The sequence below is a fragment of the Paenibacillus piscarius genome, from assembly GCF_022234545.1.
Lineage (GTDB): Bacteria > Bacillota > Bacilli > Paenibacillales > Paenibacillaceae > Paenibacillus_AQ > Paenibacillus_AQ piscarius.
The window spans coordinates 109,988-135,263 of record NZ_JAIEUI010000016.1 but is presented as its reverse complement, the minus strand read 5'-3'; the positions used below and the strand labels follow the sequence as shown (position 1 = coordinate 135,263).

The following is a 25,276-nucleotide window of genomic DNA, read 5'->3' as shown; positions in this document are numbered from 1 at the left end:
ATCCGGCATAAGGTCTCATATTTTACGTATGGTTTCTTTTTTTTGGACGTTGCCGGCAATCACACCTCCGCCGCACTGAATGTGGTCGGTTTTTTGACCATATCCGGCTCTCGCACCACTGACGCACCGAATGTAGTCGGTTTTTCGACCATATTCGGTCCACGCGCCTCCGCCGCACCGAATGTAGTCGGTTTTTCGACCATATCCGGCTCACGTGCCACTGCCGCACCGAATGTAGTCGGTTTTTCGACCATATTCGGTCCACGCGCCTCCGCCGCACCGAATGTAGTCGGTTTTTCGATTACATTCGGCTCGCGCGCCTACGCGCACAACTTATCTACAGCGGACGAAAATTTTAATTTCCTTTTCAACAAAAAAGGCTGCCGGGATTCTCCCGGCAGCCTGAAGAGGCTACAGCGTTCTCTTCATTTATTTTTTATCATGAACCCATTAATTAAAGTCCTCATCCTCCGGCTCCCCCACCGCAAACCCTAACTCTCTCGTCGCTTCAGCCTTGAACCTTCCGATCCACGCCTCCCACTCACTCTGGTCCATCCGGGCATAGAACGACAAGCCGCTCGGCTCAACGGAGGCCGTTATGAACATCTCATCAGTCTCCTGTCCGTACCAACAGGGAATTCCTTCTATGTACCCCAGCCACCCCGGCATCGACTGATAGAGTTCAGCTACTTGCGTCCAGGTCTCCTCCGGCAGATGCGCCCAGATGTTCAGGTTGCAGTTATGGGTGTTCATGCTATTCGTCTCCTTTCTCTTCCGCAATTCAACCTATGATTCTCTTCAGATATACCGTAAGCGTATAAGCATTGTTGTCTGACTCTATACCATTATCCTCTGCTGCCTCTGATACGATCTCATGGGCTTCTTCGCCCTGCATTACGTCCACATATTGCGACAGCACCTTGCTGATGTCGTTCACCTTCTCCAATACACAACCGAAAGGCAGCTCAACCCCTTCATAGAAGGACACGACCGAGACGCGGAGCGCGGGAATCTGATAGTCTCCCCAACAATAGAAGACAAACGGCTTCCCCGGATAGTGACGGCTCAAATAGCTGGACCAGGAATCTTCAATGAAGCTTATGAGCTGCTCGAATTCATTTAGCGAGAGCTTGCCTTTTCGGATCAGTTTGTTCAATCTTTGAATGGTGTAGAAGTTATACCGTGCCTCGGCTTGATACTGCTGTTTGTCATTGGAAAAAAGTAAATCTGGACGCTCTGCGATCTCAGATATTTCGTGAAAGGCCTTTATGCTCTTATTTTCAAGAAAATCAATCATTGCGTCCTCACTACCTTCGAATGAACTTCATTTACTCTTCTCCCTAATCAAGCTGACGATCTGCTCCATCTCCTCCTGGTTCAGGACAGAATACCATCGGCTGGTGGTGTTATCCTTGCTAACTTTCAGCAGAAGCAGCTCCTTCTTATCTTCGGAGACATCCAGAATCACTCTTAGGCCGCCCTGGACGCTTAAAAATATGGAGTCGAATTGGTCCGGCTCTTTTTGGTCGCTTTTGGTCTTTTCCTTGATTTGCAGGCTGGAGAGACGGGCTATGAGATCGCTAAGATCATCATCACGGGTAATCTCGAATTCCCTCTTTGCGTCATTTCCAGGAATGAAAGCAAGTGCCGTGATCTCCTTGTCAGGTAAGGCGGGTGCTACCTGCCCTATCGTTGTGGTTACAGGATGGAGCCAGATGCGAATGGTGGTACCATAATTTTGGATCAACAGGACAATCGGAATAACGGCAACTAGAATTCTCAGTATCAAAAAACCCTTCCCTTTACGCATAAAAGGTTAACCTCCTTGTCTGCTCACTCATCTTGAGGATCATCCAAAAATTTACCTTCAAGTATATCATAAGTCAGATTGCAATTATGGATGCCCATCCTATCAATAAAAAACAAATATAGTCAACCGTTCCATTCCCGTCCATGAACAGCTATGTTATCGTACTACTATACTTTGATAAATGAGGGAGCGGACTGCGATTGGATAGACACTTGAAAACCGCAATGGAAGCACTGGAGCACTACTCTATACGCTGCAAATCGGTTGATTTCATTGCACAGAGCGGCAATACGATCTACAAGGTTACTGACCTGGACAACAATTGTTACAGCCTCCGGTTACATATCTCTAAGAATGACGCGCTTGAGCCAATCTGGAGTAAGCGGGAAGTCCTTCAATCCGAGATGGTCTGGCTGGAGGCCTTAACCTTGGATACCGACGTGACCCTGCCTTCACCCTGCAAGAATATTCGCGGAGAATTCATTACGGACGTGAACCAGACCCACTGTTCTTTGTTACGATGGGTGGAGGGTGAACAGAAGCCTTTCATTCCTACTATAGAAGACGCTGGGGCCATAGGTGAATTGATCGGCAAGTTACATAAGCAAGCCTCGAACTGGAGCATTCCCGCCGCCTTTGAACGCCCGGCCTTCGATGGCTCCCGGATCTTGCAAGCCCTTAACATGCTGAAGGAACGCGCTAATGCCGGACTGCTTGATGCAGGAGATACGGAGCTTCTGCTGCATGCAGGCGAGCGGGTTATTCACATGATGAATTCTATGGAGCGGACCGCCAGTAATTGGGGCATGATTCATGCTGATCTGATTCCAACTAATTTGGTGTTCCATGCACAAGAGGTGCGGCCTATCGATTTCGGCGCTTGCGGGTTCGGTTATTACTTAACGGATTTGGGCTGGACGTTCTCCTACATCCATCCTTCGTTCAGAGAACGGCTGCTTCAGTCTTATTCCAAGCACCATCCGTTGCCGGATAATTATACCCAGCGGTTAGAGGGCTTTTTCATTGCAGCGCAGCTGGAGACAATGAATTTCTGGCTGGGCCTGCCGGACTCGCAGGAATGGCTGCCCGACCATATTGGTAAATTAGCCAGTAGAGAAGTTAGGGCCTACTTAAACAATGAATCGTTCCTCTTCAGCGGCGTACCGTATTGGGAATAAGAGCCGGGTTATAAGATCGCTAATATGGTCATCGCCCTTTATCTTGAATTCACTCTCTGCGTCATTTCCTGAATGAAGGTCCGTGTAGTGGTCTCCTTGTCAGGTAAAGCGGGTGCTTGAAGCCCTCTTCTCTCGCAGCAAAAAACGCCTCAGGCGAACCCCGGACGTCTTAAGCTCCTTCTATGTTAGCGGTTTACGCCATTTCACAAATTTGCTTCAGCTTGGTATTCATCGCTACAAATCCTGCCTTCGTCCCGTTATCCAGCGACTTCTTCAGTAACGGCACCATAATTCCACGGAACTTCTCTCTCTGGATGAAGGTCGTTGTCCCATTGCCGTTATCCATTAACTCGAAGATATGCTCTCCATCGAATAACCCGGGGAAGCCGGTATGCCCCAGCCACCGGAACTCTTTATTCTTGTGAAATTTCAGCACCTTCGGCTTAAAAATCATGCCTTTAGACCCCGGGGGAACCATCTTGACCTCTATCTGCTCCCCTTCTGCAACCTTGCCCTTTAGATACGTCATGAACGGGTTCCAGCTCGGGTACGCCTTGAAATTGGTGAATATCTCCCACACCTTGCTCACCGGGGCTTGAATCAATACTTCTGTTCGGATTTCCTTCATATGCTTTCCCTCCTGGAATTCATGAATTGTATTCAAACACCTCATCCAACCAGTCAAACATGACCTGGTGGAATAACGCGTGGTTTCCTTCCTGGCAATGCTCCTCCGCACCTTCCTCAATTGTGAAGACCCGCACAGTTGTAGGCGCCTGGATCTCCTCCAGTAATGCGTCCAACTGGTCTCTGGATACGAAATGGTCGGTTTCTCCGATGGTCAGCAGTACGGGACATTTAATGTTACCAGCTATCCCTTTTAACGAAGCCTTTCGCATCTCATCAAATAATTGATAACGGTGCTGTAAGCCGAACACCCACTTGCCATTATTCAGCATCCATCTCAAATTGGAGTTATGCTGCTCGGCGAGCGCCAGCATTTGCTCTCTTTCTTCTTCCGGAAGCTCCAGTACCTGAGCTAGCTGTGGATTCTGGTTCAAGGTCGAATCGAAGGTATCATAGAAGACATTGAAGGCGATGCAAGCCTTAATTCGATCTTCAAAGGCCGCTGCCCTTGGAGCAAAATAGCCCCCCAGACTCATCCCCAGCAGAGCAATCTTACCGCCATCTGCCTCTGGTCTGGTCTCTAGATAATCAAGGGCTGCCTTTACCGGAACCTCGGCATCATGGCGCATCACAAGATTGTGCTTGCGGAGCGCTTCCCCCTGTCCCGGCATCTCGAACACAAGACAGTGATACCCTCTCTTGATGGCCGCAGCTGCACCGCAGAAATACAGCTCCTGCAAAGTGGAATCGTACCCTCCAACGAAGACCAGCACCGGACGCTTCGTTAGCTGATTCTTCTTATCCTCTGATGCACCATAGAAATAACCTTTTAGATAGGTCGCTTCATAAGGGATTCTCACAACCTCGAAATGACTGTCAAGCAGCTCCATGCCTTGCTCGAAGCTCTTCACACTCTTATCGAAATTCCCCATACGTCTGGGATCTGTTCCATCTAAGAAGAATTCCCCCGTACGGTAATAATTATGAGCCCGCAAAAAGGCCTCTCTTGCACTGACCTTATGACCCTTAGCGAAGCTGGCCTGTGCTGTCAGGTATGTTCTGTCCGCTGTTCTTCCCCACTCCCGGAACCAGCTGTCGAAGTTGCCTTCCTCTATTTGCGCTGCGGTTGCCAGGCACTCGCCGATCTCTGCACCTTGATAGCCGGCATAAGTTACTGCTCTTAATAATTCATATGAGAATGCCTGGTCGTCGAAATGTAGTTTCATATTGGAATCCCCCTCCGTAAATTTCACTGAACACTCAATGAATATTATAATAAAAAATAACTGGAAACTATAAGAGCTATAATTTCCAGGTTAATACGGTGTGCTCCACTACTTGCTTAAGATAACTCTCCGGTTCACTGCGATAGAGATTGTATTGATCGAAGAATACATCCTGTATGATATACGAGTAGATCGAACTCCAGAACTGATTGACCATCATAAAGACATCGAAGGGCTTAATCTCCTTCCGGTCTACATATATCTGAATGACCTTCATGATCTGCCCCATAATCAGGTGCACATGCTCATTGAAGCTCTTCGTGTACTCTTCTGAGAAGACACTTTTTTCTTTCAGCAGAATCAGCAGTACCTGCTTATCATTTCCAATGTAGTTCAGAAAAATTCTTCCCAAGGAGAGTAACAGCTCCTGAATGGGCATCGTATTCTCAAGGGCTGCAATATCGGACTCTACAAGCTGGTAACGCTCGTCCAGGAATTCCTTGAGTATAATATCGAGAATCTGCTTCTTCCCTTCCGGAAAATAATGATAAATCAATCCATCGGCCATCCCGATATGCTTCGTGATCTGTCTCGTTGTTGTAGCATGGTAACCTTGGGATGCGAATAATTCCTTGGCTGACTGCAGCAGCTGCTCCCTTCTCTCAATGGCTTGGAGATCACGACTGGTTAGTTGGCTTGTATCCCTCTTCAATTTCATTCACCGTCCGTTCAATGAATATTATAACCGGAGGAACTCTAAAAGGCAAACAAAAGTATTGCTTCCTTATCCACGGTAATACTCTGCCAAGTCCGCTGCAATTGCAGCAGCCCGCTCTTTGAGACTCTGCGGCTCAAGAATTCGGACGGACTTCCCGTAGGAGAGGAGGAACTGCGGAACGAAGTGCTGCACCGCTGCCTCTTCAAATAAGAAGATGGCCTGGCCGGGGGTTCGTTCCTTGAGGTAGTGGCCGAGATACCAGTGGAGACAGAGATCGTCCAGGGCCTCGGCCCGGCCTTCCAAGACTACAGTCGTTAACGTTTCCTTGCCCGCCGGATCAGGCAGCAGCTTCTGCAGGAAGAAGTCGCGGGCCGAGAAGGCTTCAGGGCGCTTGAAGTGTCCCGGTGCCGGCTGGATAGTTAGCATCCGGTCGGCCCGGAAGCTGCGGATCTCCTGCTTCAGATGGCAAAAGCCCACAGTATACCATTTGCCGTTCCAGTACACTATGCCATACGGGTCTATCGTTCTCCGCTTGGCCTGTTCCTCCCGTCCGGTGCGGTAGTCGATCTCGACCGGATATTCCCCTGCTACGGCCTGCTCCAATTCCGTGAGCACAGGCTGAACCGCAGGCGATGCTGTGCGTTCGGCCACCTCGAATCCCGCTAACTGATGGTTCAGCGTATGCTCCTGCTCCGGGCTGGAGTACATCCTCAGCTTGGAGGCAGCATGGTCTAGCGCTTCGCTCCCCGGGTATCCGGCTTCCTTCGCGAACTGGGCGGCATGCAGCAGCGCCTTCTTCTCTTCCAGCTCGAACAACAGCGGGGCCTTAATGAAATGATTCAGCAGGCGGTAGCCGCCGTTATGGCCGGAGTCGGCGATAATCGGGACTCCGCTGGCACTTAGGGCATCGATATAGCGGTACACGGTGCGGATATTAAGCTCTAACTTCTCAGATATCTGCTTCGCGGTCAGCTTCCCGCCGGTATTCAGCATCCATAGGATGGCTAGAAGATTGTCTTTTTTGGGCATACTGGGATTCCTCATTCGTCATGATATCGTTCTGACACTCACACCCAAGTATATCATAAGCTGGTGAGGCCACCCGGCAAGCGCGCTCAAACGTTTTTTACAAATAATTGATTTAATAGGAACGTATAAGGGGGAGGGATTAAAATGAAGCACTCAATAAAAGTCGGGTTAGCCGGACTAGCATTAACCCTTGTTTTTAGTGCGGGAGCCTATGCAGCAACTGCGGTTCCCAAAATAATTGTGAATAGTAATCAAGTTCAAACCAGCACACAACTAAAATCATTGATGGACTTAGGCTCAGCCTTTTAAATAAATCCACTATTAGAGAAGGAGTTGTTAATCTTGTTTAATTCAAGTAAAATTTTCTTCAAAAGCTTAACCGTGACCGCTGTTTTGCTACTTGCTTTAACTACCGCCGGTAAAGTTACATTTGCAAGTGAAGCTCTGTGACTTCTGAGGCTGCAAATTCTACCACAATTGAAGCACCACCAACAGATTATATAGTTGATGTACAAGACATACTGATTGCTCCATTAGAAACTGACGTATTTTCTCCTAAAGTAATTATTTCAGGAGAAGAACAACGGGTTCACCCGTTAGGCCCATTTGGGCCAGTATGGGTAACAAAACAGTGGGATGTAGTCAAAACTGGTAATACTGTAGACGTCCTTTGGAAGATTTCAACGGATACAATTATTAGACAAGTATCAGCCTACACAAAGCTTTAATGAACCTAACACTGGGGGCGTTGCACTTACCGATAGTTGGACATACTATACGCCAGGAACATATAGCGTTGGCGGTGTTGCCCAAATTCTGACGGATGTTGGACCAGCATCGTGTTTTGTAGGTCCAAGAACAGTAGTAATATTTTAAACTCTTGAGGTGAGGAATTGTACGTCATCGAATTAGCAGTTGAATTGAATGAGAATCCGCGCATGGAACACTCTGAACTTGTAGGTTTACCTTTTATTCCGAGAAAAGATGAGTTAATTCTTTGGAACGCTAAACTTTATGTTGTAACCAATGTGATGTATTCTTTCGATACAGATCCAGCCGATTATAATTATGACGCACATCCAGATAAGCAAAGCTCCGTCGCACATGATATTTGTTACAAAGCTTGGTTGAAATCTGCTAGGTAATAATCCATTATGAGCCTGTGCTTAGCGCAGGCCATCTTTTTATGGAAAATGTATGTTGAAGTAATAGTCATTGCGTTAAAGTCCTTGATATATAAGGGCTTTTTTTAATGCAACCACAATTGCTTCACACAACTGTAATTGTACAGGCGGATTAGCTTCAACGTACACAAACAAAAAACAGTAGATTCTGACCCGAATTTCCAATCTGAAGATAGCACTGTCGCATATGTTGCCGATCGGAATCTGGCGCATAAATGGATTATGGCTTATGACGAGAGAGACCACCAAGGAGTACTCGATTTGGTTACATCAAATTTCGCGACCGATATCTATAATGAAAGCTTTCCAACAGGTACTTACAATATGGGGAGTATTGTTGATATGAAGGCTGTTGCACATACAACTAATGGCCTCACCGTAAGAATTGTTCAAAGAGTAACCGCAGAAGATGATTATAAGGTTAAAGTGGAAAAATGGAATTTCACTTTTGATCAAGGCAAAATTAAATCCGTGAAGGTTGTACCGAAATCAACGAAACTATTGGACCGGTATACGTTGTTTCCCGGGGCCAATTTCGGAGGGTAAGAGCTCACCTTTCTTGTATGGAACGCATTGTTGCACATCTTGCAGGATATTACTATAACGGTTACTGGCTGCGGCACAATGTTGCATTATTTGCAGGAATTCTGGTGCAGAGAGCAAGTAATCGCTGATTTTGTTGCATTCCGTGCATGATTTCGGCAAAGAGCGCTTCTGTTGGGCAGTATTGCTGCAATTTTGGCAGGATTTCTCTAAGAATGTTGCTGGCTGCGGAGCACGGGGCCCATTCCTCATCGTAGCAGCCCATTGTATTCGCCTCTACATTAACAAAGACGCTGCGGGGTGATTCCCGAGCGTCTTTGTTTTTTCTTTTATGGAATGAAAGTTACTCCCTTAATTCTTCCCGCCATACCCCTTATACGTCGCGTACACAGCATTGGCATACTGATCCGCCAGAATCGGGCGGCCGTAGGAATCGATGGCGCCTGGATACCAGTTGTCGCCTCCGTTGTAGTGTAAGAGTCCGTTGTAGATGTTGCCGAATCTGCTGATCTTCTCATCGAGAATCAGTCCGCCCAAGGCGATCTGATCCTGTTCGCTGCTGTGATTATAGGTGCGGCCGAATCTGGCGCTGAATTGGGCGGCATAGGCGGCGCGTGTGTTCGGCTCGACCTGCATCAGGCCGTCACCTGCGGACGGGCTGCCCGGCAGGCCTGCTCCGAAGCTGCTCTCCTTCTTGATCACCGCGCTCAGTAGTAGTGCGAAATCTCCGCCTTTGCCGAATTTATTGTCCACATTCATGGCATACGTCCAGATCTGGCTGGGCACCTCGGAGGGGCGGGTGACGCCGGTTGCGGGTGGTGAACCGGTGTAGATTTTGACCGAAGACATCTTGTCATTCACACTGTCGCCGACCCAGGAGGAGCTTGAGGTATAGGTCCACTTCGTGCCGCCAAAATTATCGTCCGCATACACCTCCACCGTCCAGCCGCTGGGCACCTTGAGTGAGGACATCCAGTCATTCGGAATGCCTGCTGCGTTCAGCTGGGACAGCACATAATTGCCTGTTCCCAGCGTGACGGCCTTGCCGCCATAGTCCCTGTCTGCATAGAAGGTTGCTCCGTTGGTTGCAGGTGGCGTTGTGGGTGTTGGTGTGGTGGTGCTGCCGCTTTTCCATAATGCCGGAACATTCGGCGGCTCCCAGCCGGTCAGGGACGTATGCGCCTGCAGACAGGTATATGTACCTCCGCCATAGGTTACGGTGTCATTCACCGCATAGGCCGTGTTCGGCGACCACGCTCCTCTCGCGGCTGCATTTGCATTCGGTAAGGCGGTGAAGAACACGGAGAGCAGTAATACGAATGCGGCTAACAGGGATACAGCTCTAGCTGATACTTTGGTATACAATAGCCAAGCCTCCTTAGATCGTTTCCCGTAGAATAACCCCACAAAGCATAACACTAAAAAAGGCCCCTTCAAGAAGCCATCCACAGGGTAGTATATTTTATTACCGATTCTCTAATTCATTCCATAAATTATGTAGCTTTTTAATCGCCCCAAGAACCTTACAATTTTCGACATCTCCGTCTCCTTGTCTGGCATTCAATCACCGGAATTTAGCTTATCATGCAAGAAAAGAAAACTTTAAATAGCGCAATTTCACACAATTTTCGGCAATGATGCTATCATTAAGGCAATGAGCTTAAGAATGACGAATTTTGTAGATTGGGGTCGGCTTCATGATGAGGGGGATACTAAGGTCCGGTTCTCGTAAAATCTGGTTACATATCGCCGTGGTCGTGGTTATGGGGCTGATCGCAAGCTATGCCATCCTGTCCGTAACGCCGGGTGCCCCCCAGCTCCGCAGCGAAGCAGGTGTTCTGGATCTAACGCACCACTCTATCAATCAGAATCCGCTGAAGCTACAGGGAGAATGGGCCTTCTATTGGCAGGAGCTGCTCTCGCCGGAGGATATACGTAACCGGATGGCAGGCGGGGAAACGGCTGAGCGGGACCGGTATATCCACCTCCCCAGCTCCTGGCTGGGCTACCCGCTGGATGGTCAAACGCTGAAGGGCGAAGGCTATGCCACCTTCCGGCTGGTGATCCGGCTTAGTGAACAGGATCGCAAGGAGCGGCTGGCTCTGCGGCTGCCTACGATTTTTCATGCGTATAAATTATGGGTGAATGGAGAGCTGCTGACAGAGGTCGGTGTGGTGGATCAGGACAGGGAGGGCATGACGCCGAGCCTGGCGACGAGACTGGTGTTCTTCCAGCCTGAAGGCGACACGGTGGAGCTGGTGATGCAGGTAGCGAACTTCCATCATATGCGTGGCGGCATCACCAAGGCTATCGAGCTGGGTGGCAGCAATGTGTTAACGGTCCGGACTCATCTGAAGATTGCTGCGGATATGTTCATCACAGCCAGCCTGCTGGTGATCGGCTTGTATCATCTGCTGCTGTACCTGCTGCGGCGTAAAGACCGGGCCCCGCTATACTTCGGCCTGTTCACCATAATGTTCGGTGTCCGCTCCCTGCTGAACGGCGAGTTGATGCTGACCCAGTGGCTGCCGCATTTCCCGTGGGAGCTGCAGTTCAAGCTTGAGTACCTGATCCTATGCCTCGGCGGATGGATGATTACGATGTATTTTGAATGTATTTTCCCGGATTACGTGTCGCGTTGGTTCCGCTATAGCAGCCGGATCGTCACCGGAGCACTCTGTCTGGTGGTTGTGGTGACCCCTGCTCTCATCTATTCCCGGATGCTGGTGCTGATCGGTGTGGTCGTGGTTCTCCATATGGTGTATCTGATGGTCGGGCTGGCTCATGCAGCGGTGCGGCGGATGGAGGGAGCGCTGATCTTCCTGCTGGTGTCGGTGGTGGCGCTGGCTACGGTGATTAACGATTTCCTCTATTACAATGAATGGTCGCCCATCGGAAACAGCTCGCCGTTCGGCCTGCTCATCTTCACGGTCGCCCAGATGCTGCTGCTCTCTTCAAGATTCACGCGGGCGGCCACGAATGAAGAACGAATCGCGCGGGAGCTGCAGGAGGCCAACCTCAAGCTGACGGGGATGAATGCCAATCTGGAGCAGATCGTGCTTGAGCGCACCCATGCCTTATCCGCAGCCCACGAGGATCTCCGCCTGTCCTATGAGCGTTTACTGCATTCCGAGGAAGGCCGGAAGAAGCTGCTGGCTTACATTACGCATGATCTGCGGATGCCGCTGTCCAGTATGCTCGGTTATGTCGAGGCGGTGATGGATAGGGTGAAGCCGGAGCGCAATGAACAGTATCTGCAGTATATCCGCGATAACACGATAAGGATCAACCGGATGATCGGGGAGCTGAGCTTCTTGTCCCATCTGGAGACCGGGCAAGTGGAATACCGGATGGAGCCGGTCCAGGTGGTTCAGTTCCTGCGCGGCTTCTATGAGCAATATGAGCTGGTGGTGCGGGACGCGGGGCTGGATTTCGTTCTGGACATCGGGGATACGGAGGCTTCAAGCACGGACCTGATTGTTGCCCGGATCGATACACAACGCTTAGAGCAGGCGCTGTTCAATCTGGTGTCGAATGCGATGAAGTTCACGCCTGGCGGCGGGTTGGTGCGTCTTACATTAGCCGTGGACGAAGCGAACGATACGCGGTGTGCGGTCATCAGCGTGCAAGACTCCGGCATGGGCATTCCTCCAGAGCAGCTCGAGCAGATCTTCGACCGCAATTACCGGGTGGACCGGCCGGGGGCCGACATGGGCGTAGAGGGCAGCGGGCTGGGGCTGGCGATATGCCGGGAGATTGTGCAAGCGCATGGCGGGAGTGTACGGGCGGAGAGCGACGGCAAGACGGGATCGGTTTTCCAGGTCATATTGCCGTTGATCCGGGATGCAGAAAGGTGACAATAGAATGGACACATACCGAATTATGATCGTCGACGACGATCCCCATATCTGTGAGATTGTTGAGCTATACTGCCAGCGGGAAGGCTTCGACTCCTCGTCTTGCCACAGCGGGGATGATGCTATGATACTGCTTGCGTCCTTTAACCCGGACCTGATTGTGCTGGATGTGCTGCTGGCGAATGAGAACGGCATTGACTGGTGCAAGAACGCACGCAATTACACGAATGCGCCGATTGTGTTCCTAAGCAGCCAAGAGGAGGATGAGGTGAAGATCAGCGCCTTATCGTATGGCGGGGATGATTATGTGACCAAGCCGTTCAGTCCGGGCGTACTCATGGCCAAGATCAAGGCCCACCTCCGCAGGGTATCCACGGGCAGACGGGAACAGCTGCTGGAGCTGCCGGGACTAACGCTGGATTTCTATGCACAGTCGGTGAACGTGGGCAGCAGAACGATTTTCCTGTCCAAAAAAGAATTCAGCCTGCTCTCTTACATGGCACAGAACGTGAATCAAGTGGTCACTGCCGATACGCTGTTTCACCTCATCTGGGGGATGAAGAGTCTGGAGGATACGCGGACGGTCGCTGTCCACATCAGTAATCTGCGCAAAAAAATCGAGGACGACCCTATCCATCCCGAGCGGATCATTACCGTCCGGGGGGCCGGATATATGCTGGTTGCCGGGAAACGCTGAATGCAAGCGGATCGCTTGAGCGGGCGGCTCTAACAATCACAACGCCCCGCGCCGCAAATCATAGAAATACTCCACCGCCGGATGCTTCCGCTGCATCTTCCCGGCCATCCCCTCGATCCGCTTCCGCCCGACTCTCCGGTCCAGCAGGGCCAGAATGTTCAAGATAATATCGCTGCTCTCCAGGCTCTCCTCGATAGGGGTAACCAGGAACTTGTTGGCTACCACGATGAAATTCGATTTCGTCAGGGCGGTCTGGGCGGACATTATTGCTTTGGCATGTTCGGTGATTAAGCGGCTCCGGGCCATGATGACTAGTCGATCCTCAGGGATGGGGCCCTTGGCACTCTGTCTGATGGCTTCAATATCCTCATTGGTGACGGAGATATGCAGCTCCGGGTCATTCTTGACCTCCAGCTCGGAGGCGTACCAGCGGATGGGGCTGGACTTGTCGGTCATGCTGAGGATGTTCTTCTTGTCCACCGTAATATAACAAGTGCCTGATTTATCTGGTGCATAGCGGTAAGCAGGCGCCCTGTACTCTACCCGGCCCTCTACCGCAGGACTGAGGAAGTTATCCAGTTGTTGTTTGAGTTTGCTCCAAGACAAGTAATCACCTCCATGAAAATGGGAAAAGGCCTACCGGCCTCTTCCTGAAATTCTATGTTACCATACTTCCCGTCCTTGTTGCCCGCCTGTGGAGACCTCTTGATGGAGGAACTCCCCCTCAGTCCTTATACGGATCGAACTCATCCGCACCAGCCATACATACACCCACCGGCTTCAGGACATGCATAACCTCGATGGTCTCCGCGTGCGCATCCAGCACCTCTTGCAGCTTGCGGTAGACAAAAGGACTCTCATCCGTCCCCGCGCCGCGCAGCTCTACGCCAAACTCCCGGACCGCTTCCAGCATCTGCGCTGGCGTAATTTGACCGCCGCTGCGGGTGCGGGTCTTCCAGTTCATACGGCCCGCAGCCTGGGTCCGGCTCATGATTCGGCCTGCTCCGTGAACAGTGCTGTAGTAGGCCTCCCGGTTCTCCGCGCTGTCCTTGCCCTGGACGATCACGGAGATGTCCCCCATGCTCCCGCCGATGAAGCCCATCTGGCCGGGTGCGGACGGCGTAGCTCCTTTGCGGACAACGATGACCTCCTTGCCGTCATGCGTCTCTTTCCAGGCATAGTTATGATGGTTGTGCACCGCAAGGTCCGCTTCCGTCCCCAGGATAGCCAAGACCTGCTGGATGACATAGTCTCTCCCGGCATAAGCATAGCGCCCGGCCAACTTCATCGCCCGGTAATACATATCCCCCAGTTCACTGTTCAGGTCGAGCAGTACGGGCGGCTGATCCATCTTCTCTCCCGGAGCATTCGCCAGGAAGTCTCTGCCTGCTGCCAGGTTCAGGAACCCGCTCGCTGTCTTATGCCCGAACCCTCTGCTGCCGAAATGGTTGGCGATCCACACCCGGCCGTCTCCGGCTTCTTCCAGCAGGTCCACGAAGTGGTTCCCGCTGCCGACGGTGCCGAGCTGGCTTTGCGCCAGGGCTTTAAGCTTATCGTACACTCCATTACCTACCGCCTTGAACACCGCCCAATCCGGGTCGTCGAACAGCTCATGATCCACCCGCTCGTTATTCACCCGGCCTACGCCGAAGGAGATTCGGCGGGCAATCTCATCCATGATACCTGAGAGCCGCGGACGCAGCTCTTCGATCTGCAAGCGGGTCCGCACCGCCTTATTCCCGCACCCGATATCGTAACCCACACCCGACGGGGAGATCTGTCCGTCGTACACGACCACGCCGCCGATCGGCTGGCTGTAGCCTTTATGATGGTCCGCCATCAGCAGTGTCTGTACCACATTTCCGCTCACCGCACACATCCGCGCCTGCACCAGCGCGCCGTCGTCCGGCTTCCCCCACACACGTACACCGTCTATATTCTGATAAGCCATTTCGTTCTACCTCCTATAATCGGGATCACCGCGATGGTGCCGCAGCGTCCTCATGCCCTCTTAAGCTTCTGTGTCTATAATCGCTTATCCCGGAACCCAAGTACATGGCGGAAGTATTACGAGCTGGAGACATCTAACAATGTAGCATAAGCTAACGGAAATCAGTAACATAAATAGACCGCCCCGGTAAAGGAATCGGCCTACTTATTATTGGCTAAGATATATTCTTTCGGCACGATTACACGGAGTTTATTTAGTATCTATAGTTGCAATCTTCTTCACATTATCCCAGCTTATCGTTGCCCCTACGGCTTGACTAATAAAGCGGAGGTTCACATAAACCGTGCCTTCGGGTGTATTAAATGGCGTTTGAGTTAATGTGAATTCTTTGCCATTAACACTGGCCTTAAGGCTATCCACTGTCAATTTAATCGTTATCCCTGTGGTTTGGGCCGTAACACCTCCGGTTTTGGAATCCCATTGGACATTCATATTTATTGCTTCGAATATCTTACGAAACGGCACCATCGTGTTCCCGTTTAGGATAATGGGCTTAGCATCGAAGCCAAGCGGCTTCCCGTCTAAAATAACAGAGCCATACGTGGTTGGTGTTGCTGCACCCACACTGGAGACAGAAATACAGCCTACTGAGACCATGATGAAAACAAGAAACGGTATGATAAATTTCAATTTCATAGGTATCTCCTCCAATTGGACAGGCTCATAACACATTACACCAGATAACTATATAAATTGAACTAATGTTTTTTGTGTTTCGGAATTAGCTGTGACTCCAGAGAAGTTTTGGACTTCCGGCCGCTGTTGTCTCCAGATTTCATGATTTTATACCGTTTGTAACGGTTGAAATCCGGAGACAAAGGCGGACGCTACCGCTCCTCCAGTTCCAAAATTCCCCTCCGCCACTTTTCCTTTAACTTAAATTTTTAGTTCAATCTATATAGTACAACATCAGAATAGTGAATATGACATTATCGGATCTTATTCAATACCCAGAACTTCATTCCCGCAGTTGTAAGTCAGATATGTACGCGCTGGAGCGAGGGTAACTGCACTTTATACAATAGAATGCTGTAAAATCCCACTAAAATTTAGACTCTATTGTATTCTGTACACTTGAATTTCAGTAAACGGCCCTTTTTCAGCCCGAACGCAACATTCTAATGTACAAACTACAATAGGATTCGATTTGGCGGCCAAATATGCGGTTTCTACTGTACGAAATACAATCGGTTAGTCAAAGTATATACTCCAGACACGATAGAACATAGGTTGGACGAAAGGCGAATCTAACACGCTGGTGGTTCATTCCTACCGTTTTAAATCTGATGCTCTACTAGCCCCTCACAATTCAAGCTGATTCAGCCACTGCGCAAACCGCTCTTTCTCCTCGAACTGGGGATAATGCGCAGATTGCTCGAACATAACGAACTCCTTCAGCGGTGCTTTCAGTGCGGTGAAGTATTCTTTTGCCGCGTGAACAGAGGTCATATAATCATGCTGCCCCATAACAAAATAAACGGGGATGTCGACCTTATCGACCACATCAGTAATATAATGCTTGGCCCCTTCAGCCAGCAAAATATCCTGCGACAGGGAAACGCCCTTCAGATAGCGGATCACATCCAGCAGATTGTATTCCGGGTTCAAGAGGAACCCTGTATAGTAATCGCGGTTATCATCTATTAATCTCGCAGCACCGCCATATTTGCGCACCAAATCTCTTGGCGTCAGCTGCCCGCCTGCTTCTATGGAAGCCCGAAGCTCTTCTAGACGAGCCACATCCTTGGTATTCCCGGCCTGTGTAGCCTGCTCCATGGCATACTTCCAGCTATCCCGCTCGCTGATTCCCAGATCGGCCATCTGCCCGATTCCGATATACGCCGCGAACCGCTCAGGTGACTTGGCTGCCGCTTTGATCCCGATATAGGTGCCAAAAGAATGCCCGATCAGCAGCACCTGCTCCTGCCCTAATTCCTGCTTCACAACATCCGTTAAAGCCAGCAGATCCTCTACAAGCAAGTCCGTGGATAGATTCGAGTAATCCTCCCCAAAGTGATACGACTTGCCGCTTCCACGCTGGTCATAGTGCACGATGGTAAAGCTCTGCTCCAGCAGCTCCTGATATTTGCGCACATACGGAATCTCTGAACAGCCGGGACCCCCATGCACAAAAATAACGACAGGATTGCGCCGGTCCGCCCCCCTGATCATGACTTCATGACCTGTGCCGTTAATCTCGATCTGCTCTAACCTGCTTACGCTATATTCTCCCTGGATTCGCGGCGTCCATGTTGGAAAGACCAATCCGGCTGCGATCAGCAGGGCTGTGACAAGAAGAGTTATTCGGGTTATTTTGAGGCCCCTACGCATTGGAGCTCAGCATCGACGGAATGTTAATCTCCTTCACACAGGAGGCCTTGGACAGGTTCATGACGCATTGCACCAGGGACACGATATCCTGAAGCGGAATCTGCGCGCCGTTATAGGCGGACAAGACAGGCTCTACCCCCGCCTCCAGCGGAATCTGGGTAGCGATCTCGCCAGGATTGATAATCGTCACACCGATGCCGTAAGGCTTCACATGCTCCCTGATTGAATTGGCAATTCCGCGCAGGCCGAACTTCGACGCAGTGAACGACACCTGGGTGTAGTCATTATTATCCAGACCAGCTGTAGAACCGATGAAGAAGATGTTGGCGTGCTCAGACTGCTTCAGATTCGGCAAAAGCTTCTGGATACACGTAATCGCCGAGGTCACATTAATGTTAATGATGCTGGCAATCTCAGCCGGGTCGTCCTGTTCAAAATCATAGTCATCGCTGAAGCCCTTGCTCTCCCATACGCCTACGTTATAGATGAATACGTCCAGGGTTGCGCCGCCCAAGGCCTTGGCAATCAGGCTTGCTGCCCCCGGGCTTGCCAGGTCGGCTTCGATCCAGGTCCGCTGCACCCCATCCTCCAGCTTCATGCTGTCCGGGCAGGTTCTGGAGACCACCCAGACCTGATCGCCCGGCACCGGCAGCGCCTTGACGAAGGCCTCTCCCAAGCCTTTGCTCGCGCCAAAAATAATAAAACGTCTCATAGTCGCATATATCCTCCTTATTCGTTAAGCTCCTCCGCTCCGTCCTGATCCCTGTCCGCAAATTCATCCAGCAGCGTACGCGCCTCTTCGGTGGACTTGGTGTTCATCAGGTTGTTGCGGAGCTCACTCGCGCCGCGGAAGCCGCGGACGTAGATTTTGAAGAACCGGGGCAGCGGCTTGAAGGAACGGCGTTCCAGCGCCGAATAATGGTCATGGAGATCCAGATGCAGCCGCAGCAGATCAAGCAACTCCCGGCTGCTGTGCTCCTTCGGCTCCTGCTCGAACGCATACGGATTCTGAAAAATCCCCCGCCCGATCATAATCCCGTCCACCCCGTACTCTGCGGCCAGCTTCAGCCCGGTCTCACGGTCCGGGATATCCCCGTTGATCGTCAGCAGCGTGTCCGGCGCGATCTCATCGCGCAGCCGCTTGATCTCTGGGATCAGCTCCCAGTGGGCCGGGACCTTGCTCATCTCCTCGCGGGTGCGCAGATGAATCGACAGATTCACAATATCCTGCCGCAGGATGTGGGTCAGCCAGTCCCGCCATTCGTCCACCTCCGTGAACCCTAGCCGGGTCTTGACGCTGACGGGCAGTCCTCCGGCCTTGGCGGCCTGGATAATCTCTGCTGCGGTATCCGGGCGGCAGATCAGGCCGCTGCCCTTACCGTTCTCCGCCACATTTGCGACCGGACAGCCCATATTAATGTCGATCCCCTTGAAGCCTTCCTCCGCCATGCTGATGCTCATCCGCCGGAAATACTCCGGCTTGTCCCCCCAGATATGCGCCACGATCGGCTGTTCATCTGCGGTATACGTCAAGCGCCCGCGAACCGCCTGCTTCCCCTCCGGGTGGGCATAGCTCTCTGTATTCACGAACTCGGTGAAGAATACATCCGGGCGGCCGGCTGCACTCACCACATGGCGGAAGACCACATCCGTCACATCCTCCATCGGGGCCAATATAAAGAAAGGGCGCGGCAAATCACGCCAGAAATTATTAGTCATATGAAGTACCTCTCGATCTATGCCGGGAAGATCTTTGTCCGGCTGTAGTAAAGCTAAAGTATATCATAACTGCGGGGGAATTGTAGCCGCCAGGGCACTCAGAGAAACGGAGGGATATCCAGACATTATGACGCCCGCGAAAAGGATATTTTTACATTAATGTTATCAATCATCCATATTTCCGCCTAATTTAGACGAATACCCGGCCGATTTGCCCGTATGCTATACAGTCTGACCTCATTGAAATCATTAAGAGGAGGAGAATGAATGTCGTTTGGTTTGAGGAAGCTGGGTGTATGGTTTGTGGCTTGTGTATTGCTGGTAAGTATGTATGCGTTTCCAGGGCAACAGGTGAAGGCTGATGGCGCAGCAGGAGCCGGGTATTATCACACCTCGGGCAGCAAAATTGTGGATGCCGCAGGGAATACGGCGGTCTTCAACGGACTGAACTGGTTTGGCTTCGAGACGGCGAACTACTCGCCGCACGGGCTGTGGACCCGCTCGATGGACGATGTGCTGGACCAGATCAAAGCGAACGGCTATAACCTGATCCGGCTGCCCTACTGCAATCAGATGTTCGACGCCGGCTCGGAGGCCAACAGTATCGACTATGTCAAAAACCCCGATCTTGCCGGTCTGAAGCCGATTCAGATTATGGATAAACTGATACAGAAGGCCGGGCAGCGCGGCATCCAGATCTTCCTTGACCGGCACCGGCCGGATTCCGGCGGACAATCCACGCTGTGGTACACGGCCGCCTATCCCGAGACCCGCTGGATCAGCGATTGGGTGATGCTGGCCCAGCGTTATGCGGGGAACCCCACCGTTATTGGTGCTGACCTGCACAATGAACCGCATGGCACAGCAAGCTGGGGAACCGGCAATCTGTCCACCGACTGGCGGCTGGCCAGTGAACGGGCCGGCAATGCGATTCTCGCCGCCAATCCGAACTGGCTGATCATCGTGGAAGGCATTGAGACCAATGTCCAGGGCAATTCCAGCAGCTATTGGTGGGGCGGGAATCTGACCGGGGTGCGCAATTATCCGGTTACGCTTACCGTACCTAACCGGGTCGTCTACTCCCCGCATGACTACGGTCCCGGCGTAGCTTCCCAGAGCTGGTTCAACGCCGCCGACTTCCCGGACAATCTGCCGAAGCTGTGGGATGATACCTGGGGCTACATCAGCAAGGAGCAGATCGCTCCGATACTGGTCGGCGAATTCGGCGGGCGCAGCGTCGATACCACTTCCGTAGAGGGCAAATGGCAGAATAAGCTGGTCAGCTATATCGGGCAGAATAATCTCTACTGGACTTATTGGTGCGTCAATCCGAACAGCGGGGATACCGGCGGGCTGCTGCTGGATGACTGGACCACCTGGAATGCTCCGAAGCAGGCGATGCTGAATACGATCATGAAGCCGGTCACCTTCACGCCGATCGGCGGACAGCCCGGCGGGCCGGGCGAACCGGGGGGACCGGGTGAACCGGGGACTGGCAGCCCTCAGGCCAGTGTGCTCTACCGTGCGGGAGAGACTGGGGCCGCAGTCAACTCCATCCGGGCCAGCCTGCAGCTCAAGAATGAATCCGGCACGGCCATTCCGCTGAATGAGCTGACGATCCGGTATTGGTATACCAGAGACGGGAACGCTTCACAGACGCTGGAGTTCGATTATGCCGCGATCGGCGCGGCGAAGCTGGTGACCAGCATCGTGCCACTGGCTACTCCGGTGACAGGCGCTGATACCTACGCGGAGATCGGCTTCACGGCAGGCGCAGGCTCTCTGGCTGCCTCGGGCAACACCGGGGACATCCAGTTCCGCATTCACAATACCAACTGGGCGAATCTCAATCAGGCCAATGACTACTCCTTCAAGCCGGCATTGACCAGCTATGCGGCGAATGATCATATCACGGTCTATCATCAGGGCACGTTGATCTACGGGGTTGAACCTTGAGTCTGGTCTATTAAAAGCCGCAGGGCTGTGCTGTCCTCACGGACGGTGCAGCCCTGCACTGCTTACTGCTGACAGCGGCCCCATGCGGCTCCCTTATAAATGTCAGGATTGACCATATCCGGCAAAGAGACAGGCCGTTACGCTTATAAGGACAAAAGTTGGCAAGGAGAGGATGAAAACGATGTATGCGCATCATAGACAGACACTGGAACAGCTGGTGGACAAGCTTGCGCCTGACACCGCCAATCTGGCGGTCATTACCAGCGGTTCTATCGCTCAAGGAACCGCCAAAGAGACCTCGGATGTCGACGTTCATCTGGTGGTCACCGATGAAGCCTATGCAGAATATGAGCGGGAACACATGCTGTCATACATAGACCAGGAGGTCAGCACCTATGAAGGCGGGTACGTTGACGTCAAGATTGTGAACCTGCGGTTTCTGGAGCTGGCTGCCCGGCAGGGGAATGAACCTACCCGGTATGCTTTTGGCGGGTCGGAGGTGGTCTTCTCGCGTATCCCCGGGCTGACTGGACTAGTCTCCCGAATCCCCGTCTACCCCGAGGAGAACCGGGAGCGCAACCTGCGCGACTTCTGTACCCAGATCTATCTGTTCGCCTTCTACTTCACGAAGGAAGCGGTGCGGAAGGACGACCCGTATCTGTTGGTCCACGCCGCGAGTAGCCTGGTCTTCTTCAGCGGGAGAATGATCCTGGCGTATAACCGGCTGCTCTTCCCCAGCCACAAGGGGCTGCTGGATGCGGTGGATGCCGCCGGAGCGAAGCCGCGGAACTTCCGCAAGCTGGCCACGGAGCTGCTGCGCTCGCCCTGTGCAGATCTGAGTCTGCGCTTCGCCGCACGGGTACTGGCCTTCTACAATCATGGCCTGACCTTCGAGCAGGCGCTCGGCATCTATGTACAGAACAACGAGCGCTCCTGGATGGAGCAGCCGCCCTCCCTGCACGACAGATAACACAGCAGCAGCGGCTCTCCGGTTGCGGGAGCCGCTGCTGCTGATCGTTCATGCTATGAATAGCTTAGTATATGAACTGCATTAACTGTAGATGCTGCGCCGCTGTGCTTCAGCCATAATCCGGGATTGAAGCTGAACCCGTTCCCAGGACGCTTCCAGGTTCTCCGGCCGCTGGCCGCTCATGATCTCCGCAAAGGCTTGCAGCTGGCAGACGTAATAGTTCATCGGCTCGAATTCACATATAGTGCTGCGGTTGTCCGGCAGGTCATGACGGATCTTGATCTTGTAGAAGCCCTTGATCGGACGGAAGAAGTCCGGTAGGGTCAGCACCGTCTCCGCGAAATGAAGCGTATGCGAGGCGCGGTACGGCAGCTCGAAGGAGGTGAGACACTCCGCTTCCACGCCGTTCTTGTATTTCAGCGCTGCCTGGAAGGTCCAGTCGCAGCCCTCCGGCCCGTCGAACGCCGACTGCGCCTCGATGCTCTCCGGCTGAAGGCCGACAAGGGTCTGCAGGAATTGCAGCCAGTACCCGCCCAGATCGGTCCAGGCCCCTCCGCCCTTCGCCTTCACACTGCGGTAATTCCCGGCGTGACGGTCCTTGGCCGGGATTGTAATCCGGGTGCTGATTCTGCGCAGCGGGCCGAATTGCCCGGAATCGGCAATGGCCTTCAGCGCCTGCTGCCAGGGATGGAAGGCCACCATCAGCCCTTCGGCGAGCTTCGGGCCGTCCGCAGCAGCTCCCCTCGCCGCCTTAAGCTGCTGCGCTTCTTCAGGATTCAGGCAGATCGGCTTCTCGACCATCACATGCTTGCCTGCGGCCAAGGCCGCAGCAGCCCACCGGGCATGAAGCTCATTGCTGAGGCCAATATATATCCCGTCCAGCTCCGGCATCTGGAGCAGCTCTTCCAGGCTGCCCGCCACCTGAGGAATCCGGTAGGCTTCAGCCAGCTTCACCGCCTTGTCCCGGGTCCGGTTGGCAATCGCCGCAATCTGCACCTGCTCCACTGCCCGTGCAGGCTCCAGCACTGCTGGCCCAGCAATGTTCGATGCGCCCAGAATGCCCAGCTTATAGATGGGCTGCTCTCCCCCGCCCCTCATACCTGGGTCAGCGCCGCATAGGTATTCAGGTACAGGACGTTACACTTGGAGCAGGCGGGCGACAGCCCTTCATCCATAATCCGCCGCAGCCGGTCGTAGCGGGCTGAATTCCAGATCTCTGTCAGCGTCGTGTCCTTCACATTGCCGATCGCCAGCTCACCGAAGAACTTGCATGCACTGACCATACCGTTCGGGGCAATATCCACCCGGGTACTGAGCGCCAGACACTTCGCGGTGCTGCGGGATTTCATCGGCTTGCCGGCCACGAAGTCCTCAATCTCATCGAAATCCAGCCCCGGCTGGTAGCGGATGCGGGTATTATGCCAGGTGTGGGTGTTGATCCGCCGCAGGTCTTCGGTCAGCCTGCTGATATTCTCCGGCTTGATATGATACTTGAACGCGTGCCAGCTCGCCCGGTGCTCCGGCGGAAGCTCAGCCAGCCACTGGAAGTGTTCATCATAGAAGCGGTCCATCGCGAAGCTGGTCTCCTCCGAGATATACCAGGGGAAGCAGAGCAGGACCAGGTCCACACCCTTCGCCTCAAAAAACTCCACCAGCTCGTACAATCTGCCGATCATATTATCATTAATGACATTATGGACCGAGATCCGGCCGCGGAAGCGGCCTTGCTTCCGCAGCTCCAGCAGGCGGTCAACAGCGTCGATAACCTTCTGGAACGAGTTCTTGCCGCGCAGGAAATCATGCTCCTCCTGGAAGCCCTCAATCGGGATCAGCAGCTCCAGATTATCGGAGATGGCACACAGCTCCTCCTCGTACTTGGGAATCATATAAGCATTCGTGCAGAACGTTGTATCCCGGGGATGCTCCTGGAGCAGCTTCAGAATACTTTGGGCCTGCCGGTGGAATAGCGGCTCCCCTCCCCAGAGGTACAGCCGGGACTGCGCTTCATCTGTCTCTTCGAGCAGCCGCCGGATCAGATCCAGATCCATGTCCAGATTTTGCTCGGCAACATCCATATCATGATGGTAACCGTCTTCATTCCACTGGTAGCAATGCTTGCAGCGGAGGTTGCAGCGGTTGGTCAGCTTCAGCGACATAATCTCCGGCATTACGGTACGGAAGCCGGGGTCCGCTTTGCGTTCCCTATGCGGGACCACCACATTTTTAATTGTGCGCTTCAGGGCCTTGAACGACTGCTCATCCAGATTTACTTTGCTGGTAGGCTGCATTAGCTTCTCCCTTCTGCAGCGGATAGCTGCTCCGCATAACTTACGGCGTAATCCGGGTATTTCCCTCTGGCGGACTCAAGATTGTCTGCAATTCTACGCAGCGCTGCGGGGTCGAAGCCCGTCGCTGCCCACTCCCCGTAACGGATGCCGTAGCCCAGCTCCACCCACAGGTCGCTGTTAATCTGCTCATGCGGACCGAAGGGGTCCAGCAGCACCAGCGGTGTGCCTGATGCCAGCGAGTCGATCAGCGCGCCGCCGCCCGGCTTGCTGATCACGGCGGAGGCCTGCCGGATTACACCGAACATGCCTTCCGCGTAATGCTCACAGGGCGGGAAGCGGTTCTCACCGTTCCCGGTCACCTCTGCGAATGGCGGGAAGGTGTACTGCCCGCTGCCGTCCCGCTTCCAGGTACGCCACTGCGGATCATTCATATAGTAGCGTCTGCCCTGAATGGCCGGTCCGATCTCCTCCGTACTGTAAGCGGCAATATCCAGCTTATATCCCGCTGCCTCCAGAGCGGCGAACTTCTCGCGGAAGGTGCCGATTCCCCAGCCCCCGCCATGCATGACCAGCCGTCCGTTCCTTGCGGATACAGGCAGCGGCTCCTCCGGCCCGGCATCGATACGGTACAGAATTCCGCGGTTCGTCAGATCATACATATGGACTTCCCGGTAGCCTTCCGCGTACGCCGGTTTCACCTTGCGCAGATTCTTCCAGGAGGGCGACAGCTCGGCATCAATATAGAGCAGCTCCGCCTCCACCGGGAAGCCGGCCACCGCCCGATACTTGTCCATCACATGAACCCAGTGCCCGGACAAGACGATGAAGCGCTGCCGCTCCTCCTGCTGCCATTGCTGCAGGAGCTGCTCCACCGCAGCCTCATCCAGGCTGCTGCGGATATCGGACGGGATCTTCTGCGAGGTCAAGGCGACGGCGAAGCTCTGCTGATACGCTCTGCGGCTGTTGTCAGTCTGCTCTTTTTTGGCGTCCGGCATCAGGGTCTCAAATACCTCAATCTCCGCCTGGAGGCCCAGGGCATGGAGCTTGGCTTCCAGCAGCAGACCAGGGACATAGAAGCCCAGGCCGAACCCGGAGCATAGAATCGTCACACGGTTATTCATGGGATGCTTCC

The 25,276-nt window shown here is 53.0% G+C and carries 27 protein-coding genes; 9 read left to right on the top strand and 18 right to left on the bottom strand.

All coding sequences use genetic code 11. The annotated features are described in order from the left end of the window. Positions 1–59: 59 nt before the first annotated feature. From K1558_RS22850 to K1558_RS22835, 4 genes are all read right to left on the bottom strand, one after another. Positions 60–254 (bottom strand): hypothetical protein, encoded by a 195-nt coding sequence (locus K1558_RS22850; RefSeq protein ID WP_238654014.1) that lies wholly within the window; start codon positions 252–254, stop codon positions 60–62. Positions 255–450: 196 nt separating this feature from the next. Then, positions 451–753, bottom strand: coding sequence for a hypothetical protein (locus tag K1558_RS22845; RefSeq protein ID WP_238654012.1), 303 nt, complete (start codon positions 751–753; stop codon positions 451–453). Between the two features lie 28 nt (positions 754–781). Next, the gene (locus tag K1558_RS22840) at positions 782–1,297 is read right to left on the bottom strand and encodes a hypothetical protein (protein ID WP_238654010.1); all 516 of its coding nucleotides are present in this window, start codon (positions 1,295–1,297) and stop codon (positions 782–784) included. Between the two features lie 27 nt (positions 1,298–1,324). After that, positions 1,325–1,810 carry a hypothetical protein gene (locus tag K1558_RS22835; RefSeq protein WP_238654009.1) on the bottom strand — a complete coding sequence of 162 codons (486 nt, stop codon included), beginning with the start codon at positions 1,808–1,810 and terminating at the stop codon, positions 1,325–1,327. A gap of 200 nt (positions 1,811–2,010) precedes the next feature. Here K1558_RS22835 and K1558_RS22830 point away from each other — a divergent pair, with 200 nt between their 5' ends. Further along, positions 2,011–2,988: a phosphotransferase enzyme family protein gene (locus K1558_RS22830; RefSeq protein ID WP_238654007.1), complete on the top strand. Its 978-nt coding sequence runs from the start codon at positions 2,011–2,013 to the stop codon at positions 2,986–2,988. 193 nt (positions 2,989–3,181) lie between these two features. On the opposite strand, the gene K1558_RS22825 is transcribed toward K1558_RS22830, so the two are convergent. The 4 genes from K1558_RS22825 to K1558_RS22810 form a co-directional block, all read right to left on the bottom strand. Beyond that, complete coding sequence (locus K1558_RS22825) at positions 3,182–3,616, bottom strand: SRPBCC domain-containing protein (protein WP_238654006.1); 435 nt, start codon at positions 3,614–3,616, stop codon at positions 3,182–3,184. 19 nt (positions 3,617–3,635) lie between these two features. Beyond that, positions 3,636–4,841 (bottom strand): alpha/beta hydrolase family protein, encoded by a 1,206-nt coding sequence (locus tag K1558_RS22820; protein WP_238654004.1) that lies wholly within the window; start codon positions 4,839–4,841, stop codon positions 3,636–3,638. 76 nt (positions 4,842–4,917) lie between these two features. Beyond that, entirely contained in the window at positions 4,918–5,553 is a 636-nt protein-coding gene (locus K1558_RS22815) for a TetR/AcrR family transcriptional regulator (RefSeq protein ID WP_238654002.1), read from the bottom strand. 72 nt (positions 5,554–5,625) lie between these two features. Next, a complete protein-coding gene (locus K1558_RS22810; RefSeq protein ID WP_238654000.1) occupies positions 5,626–6,588 on the bottom strand; it encodes a helix-turn-helix transcriptional regulator in 963 nt (320 codons plus the stop codon). A gap of 144 nt (positions 6,589–6,732) precedes the next feature. On the opposite strand from K1558_RS22810, the gene K1558_RS22805 reads away from it, so the two are divergent. The 4 genes from K1558_RS22805 (at position 6,733) to K1558_RS22790 (ending at position 8,318) form a co-directional block, all read left to right on the top strand. Then, positions 6,733–6,897 carry a hypothetical protein gene (locus tag K1558_RS22805; RefSeq protein WP_238653998.1) on the top strand — a complete coding sequence of 55 codons (165 nt, stop codon included), beginning with the start codon at positions 6,733–6,735 and terminating at the stop codon, positions 6,895–6,897. Between the two features lie 137 nt (positions 6,898–7,034). Beyond that, the gene (locus K1558_RS22800; RefSeq protein WP_238653996.1) at positions 7,035–7,316 is read left to right on the top strand and encodes a hypothetical protein; all 282 of its coding nucleotides are present in this window, start codon (positions 7,035–7,037) and stop codon (positions 7,314–7,316) included. A gap of 165 nt (positions 7,317–7,481) precedes the next feature. Further along, positions 7,482–7,733, top strand: coding sequence for a hypothetical protein (locus tag K1558_RS22795; protein ID WP_238653994.1), 252 nt, complete (start codon positions 7,482–7,484; stop codon positions 7,731–7,733). Positions 7,734–8,033: 300 nt separating this feature from the next. Next, positions 8,034–8,318 carry a hypothetical protein gene (locus K1558_RS22790; RefSeq protein WP_238653992.1) on the top strand — a complete coding sequence of 95 codons (285 nt, stop codon included), beginning with the start codon at positions 8,034–8,036 and terminating at the stop codon, positions 8,316–8,318. 348 nt (positions 8,319–8,666) lie between these two features. Here K1558_RS22790 and K1558_RS22785 read toward each other — a convergent pair whose 3' ends face one another. Next, positions 8,667–9,680 carry a carbohydrate-binding protein gene (locus tag K1558_RS22785; protein WP_238653990.1) on the bottom strand — a complete coding sequence of 338 codons (1,014 nt, stop codon included), beginning with the start codon at positions 9,678–9,680 and terminating at the stop codon, positions 8,667–8,669. A gap of 332 nt (positions 9,681–10,012) precedes the next feature. On the opposite strand from K1558_RS22785, the gene K1558_RS22780 reads away from it, so the two are divergent. Both K1558_RS22780 and K1558_RS22775 read left to right on the top strand, forming a co-directional pair. Further along, positions 10,013–12,172, top strand: coding sequence for an ATP-binding protein (locus K1558_RS22780; protein WP_238653988.1), 2,160 nt, complete (start codon positions 10,013–10,015; stop codon positions 12,170–12,172). A gap of 7 nt (positions 12,173–12,179) precedes the next feature. Next, a complete protein-coding gene (locus K1558_RS22775; RefSeq protein WP_238653986.1) occupies positions 12,180–12,869 on the top strand; it encodes a response regulator transcription factor in 690 nt (229 codons plus the stop codon). Between the two features lie 36 nt (positions 12,870–12,905). Here K1558_RS22775 and K1558_RS22770 read toward each other — a convergent pair whose 3' ends face one another. The 6 genes from K1558_RS22770 to K1558_RS22745 form a co-directional block, all read right to left on the bottom strand. Next, positions 12,906–13,475 (bottom strand): SF0329 family protein, encoded by a 570-nt coding sequence (locus K1558_RS22770; protein WP_238653984.1) that lies wholly within the window; start codon positions 13,473–13,475, stop codon positions 12,906–12,908. Positions 13,476–13,593: 118 nt separating this feature from the next. Next, the gene (locus tag K1558_RS22765) at positions 13,594–14,820 is read right to left on the bottom strand and encodes an RtcB family protein (protein ID WP_238653981.1); all 1,227 of its coding nucleotides are present in this window, start codon (positions 14,818–14,820) and stop codon (positions 13,594–13,596) included. 249 nt (positions 14,821–15,069) lie between these two features. After that, complete coding sequence (locus K1558_RS22760) at positions 15,070–15,516, bottom strand: copper amine oxidase N-terminal domain-containing protein (protein WP_238653979.1); 447 nt, start codon at positions 15,514–15,516, stop codon at positions 15,070–15,072. Positions 15,517–16,182: 666 nt separating this feature from the next. Next, positions 16,183–17,211 carry an alpha/beta fold hydrolase gene (locus K1558_RS22755; RefSeq protein WP_238653977.1) on the bottom strand — a complete coding sequence of 343 codons (1,029 nt, stop codon included), beginning with the start codon at positions 17,209–17,211 and terminating at the stop codon, positions 16,183–16,185. Beyond that, entirely contained in the window at positions 17,204–17,923 is a 720-nt protein-coding gene (locus tag K1558_RS22750; RefSeq protein WP_238653976.1) for an SDR family NAD(P)-dependent oxidoreductase, read from the bottom strand. The genes K1558_RS22755 and K1558_RS22750 overlap by 8 nt, the downstream gene beginning before the upstream one ends. A gap of 17 nt (positions 17,924–17,940) precedes the next feature. After that, positions 17,941–18,930 (bottom strand): tRNA dihydrouridine synthase, encoded by a 990-nt coding sequence (locus K1558_RS22745; RefSeq protein ID WP_238653974.1) that lies wholly within the window; start codon positions 18,928–18,930, stop codon positions 17,941–17,943. A 267-nt stretch (positions 18,931–19,197) separates the two neighbouring features. Here K1558_RS22745 and K1558_RS22740 point away from each other — a divergent pair, with 267 nt between their 5' ends. Continuing rightward, the gene (locus tag K1558_RS22740; RefSeq protein WP_238653972.1) at positions 19,198–20,886 is read left to right on the top strand and encodes a cellulase family glycosylhydrolase; all 1,689 of its coding nucleotides are present in this window, start codon (positions 19,198–19,200) and stop codon (positions 20,884–20,886) included. Between the two features lie 181 nt (positions 20,887–21,067). After that, positions 21,068–21,856 (top strand): nucleotidyltransferase domain-containing protein, encoded by a 789-nt coding sequence (locus K1558_RS22735; RefSeq protein ID WP_238653970.1) that lies wholly within the window; start codon positions 21,068–21,070, stop codon positions 21,854–21,856. A gap of 81 nt (positions 21,857–21,937) precedes the next feature. Here the strand turns inward: K1558_RS22735 and K1558_RS22730 are convergent, their stop codons facing one another. Genes K1558_RS22730 through K1558_RS22720 form a run of 3 tightly spaced genes read right to left on the bottom strand, consistent with a single transcriptional unit; the run spans position 21,938 to position 25,265 of the window. Next, positions 21,938–22,954, bottom strand: coding sequence for a Gfo/Idh/MocA family protein (locus K1558_RS22730; protein ID WP_238653968.1), 1,017 nt, complete (start codon positions 22,952–22,954; stop codon positions 21,938–21,940). Next, entirely contained in the window at positions 22,951–24,144 is a 1,194-nt protein-coding gene (locus K1558_RS22725; RefSeq protein ID WP_238653966.1) for a radical SAM/SPASM domain-containing protein, read from the bottom strand. The genes K1558_RS22730 and K1558_RS22725 overlap by 4 nt, the downstream gene beginning before the upstream one ends. Next, entirely contained in the window at positions 24,144–25,265 is a 1,122-nt protein-coding gene (locus K1558_RS22720) for a glycosyltransferase family protein (protein WP_238653964.1), read from the bottom strand. The genes K1558_RS22725 and K1558_RS22720 overlap by 1 nt, the downstream gene beginning before the upstream one ends. Between the last annotated feature and the right edge of the window lie 11 nt (positions 25,266–25,276).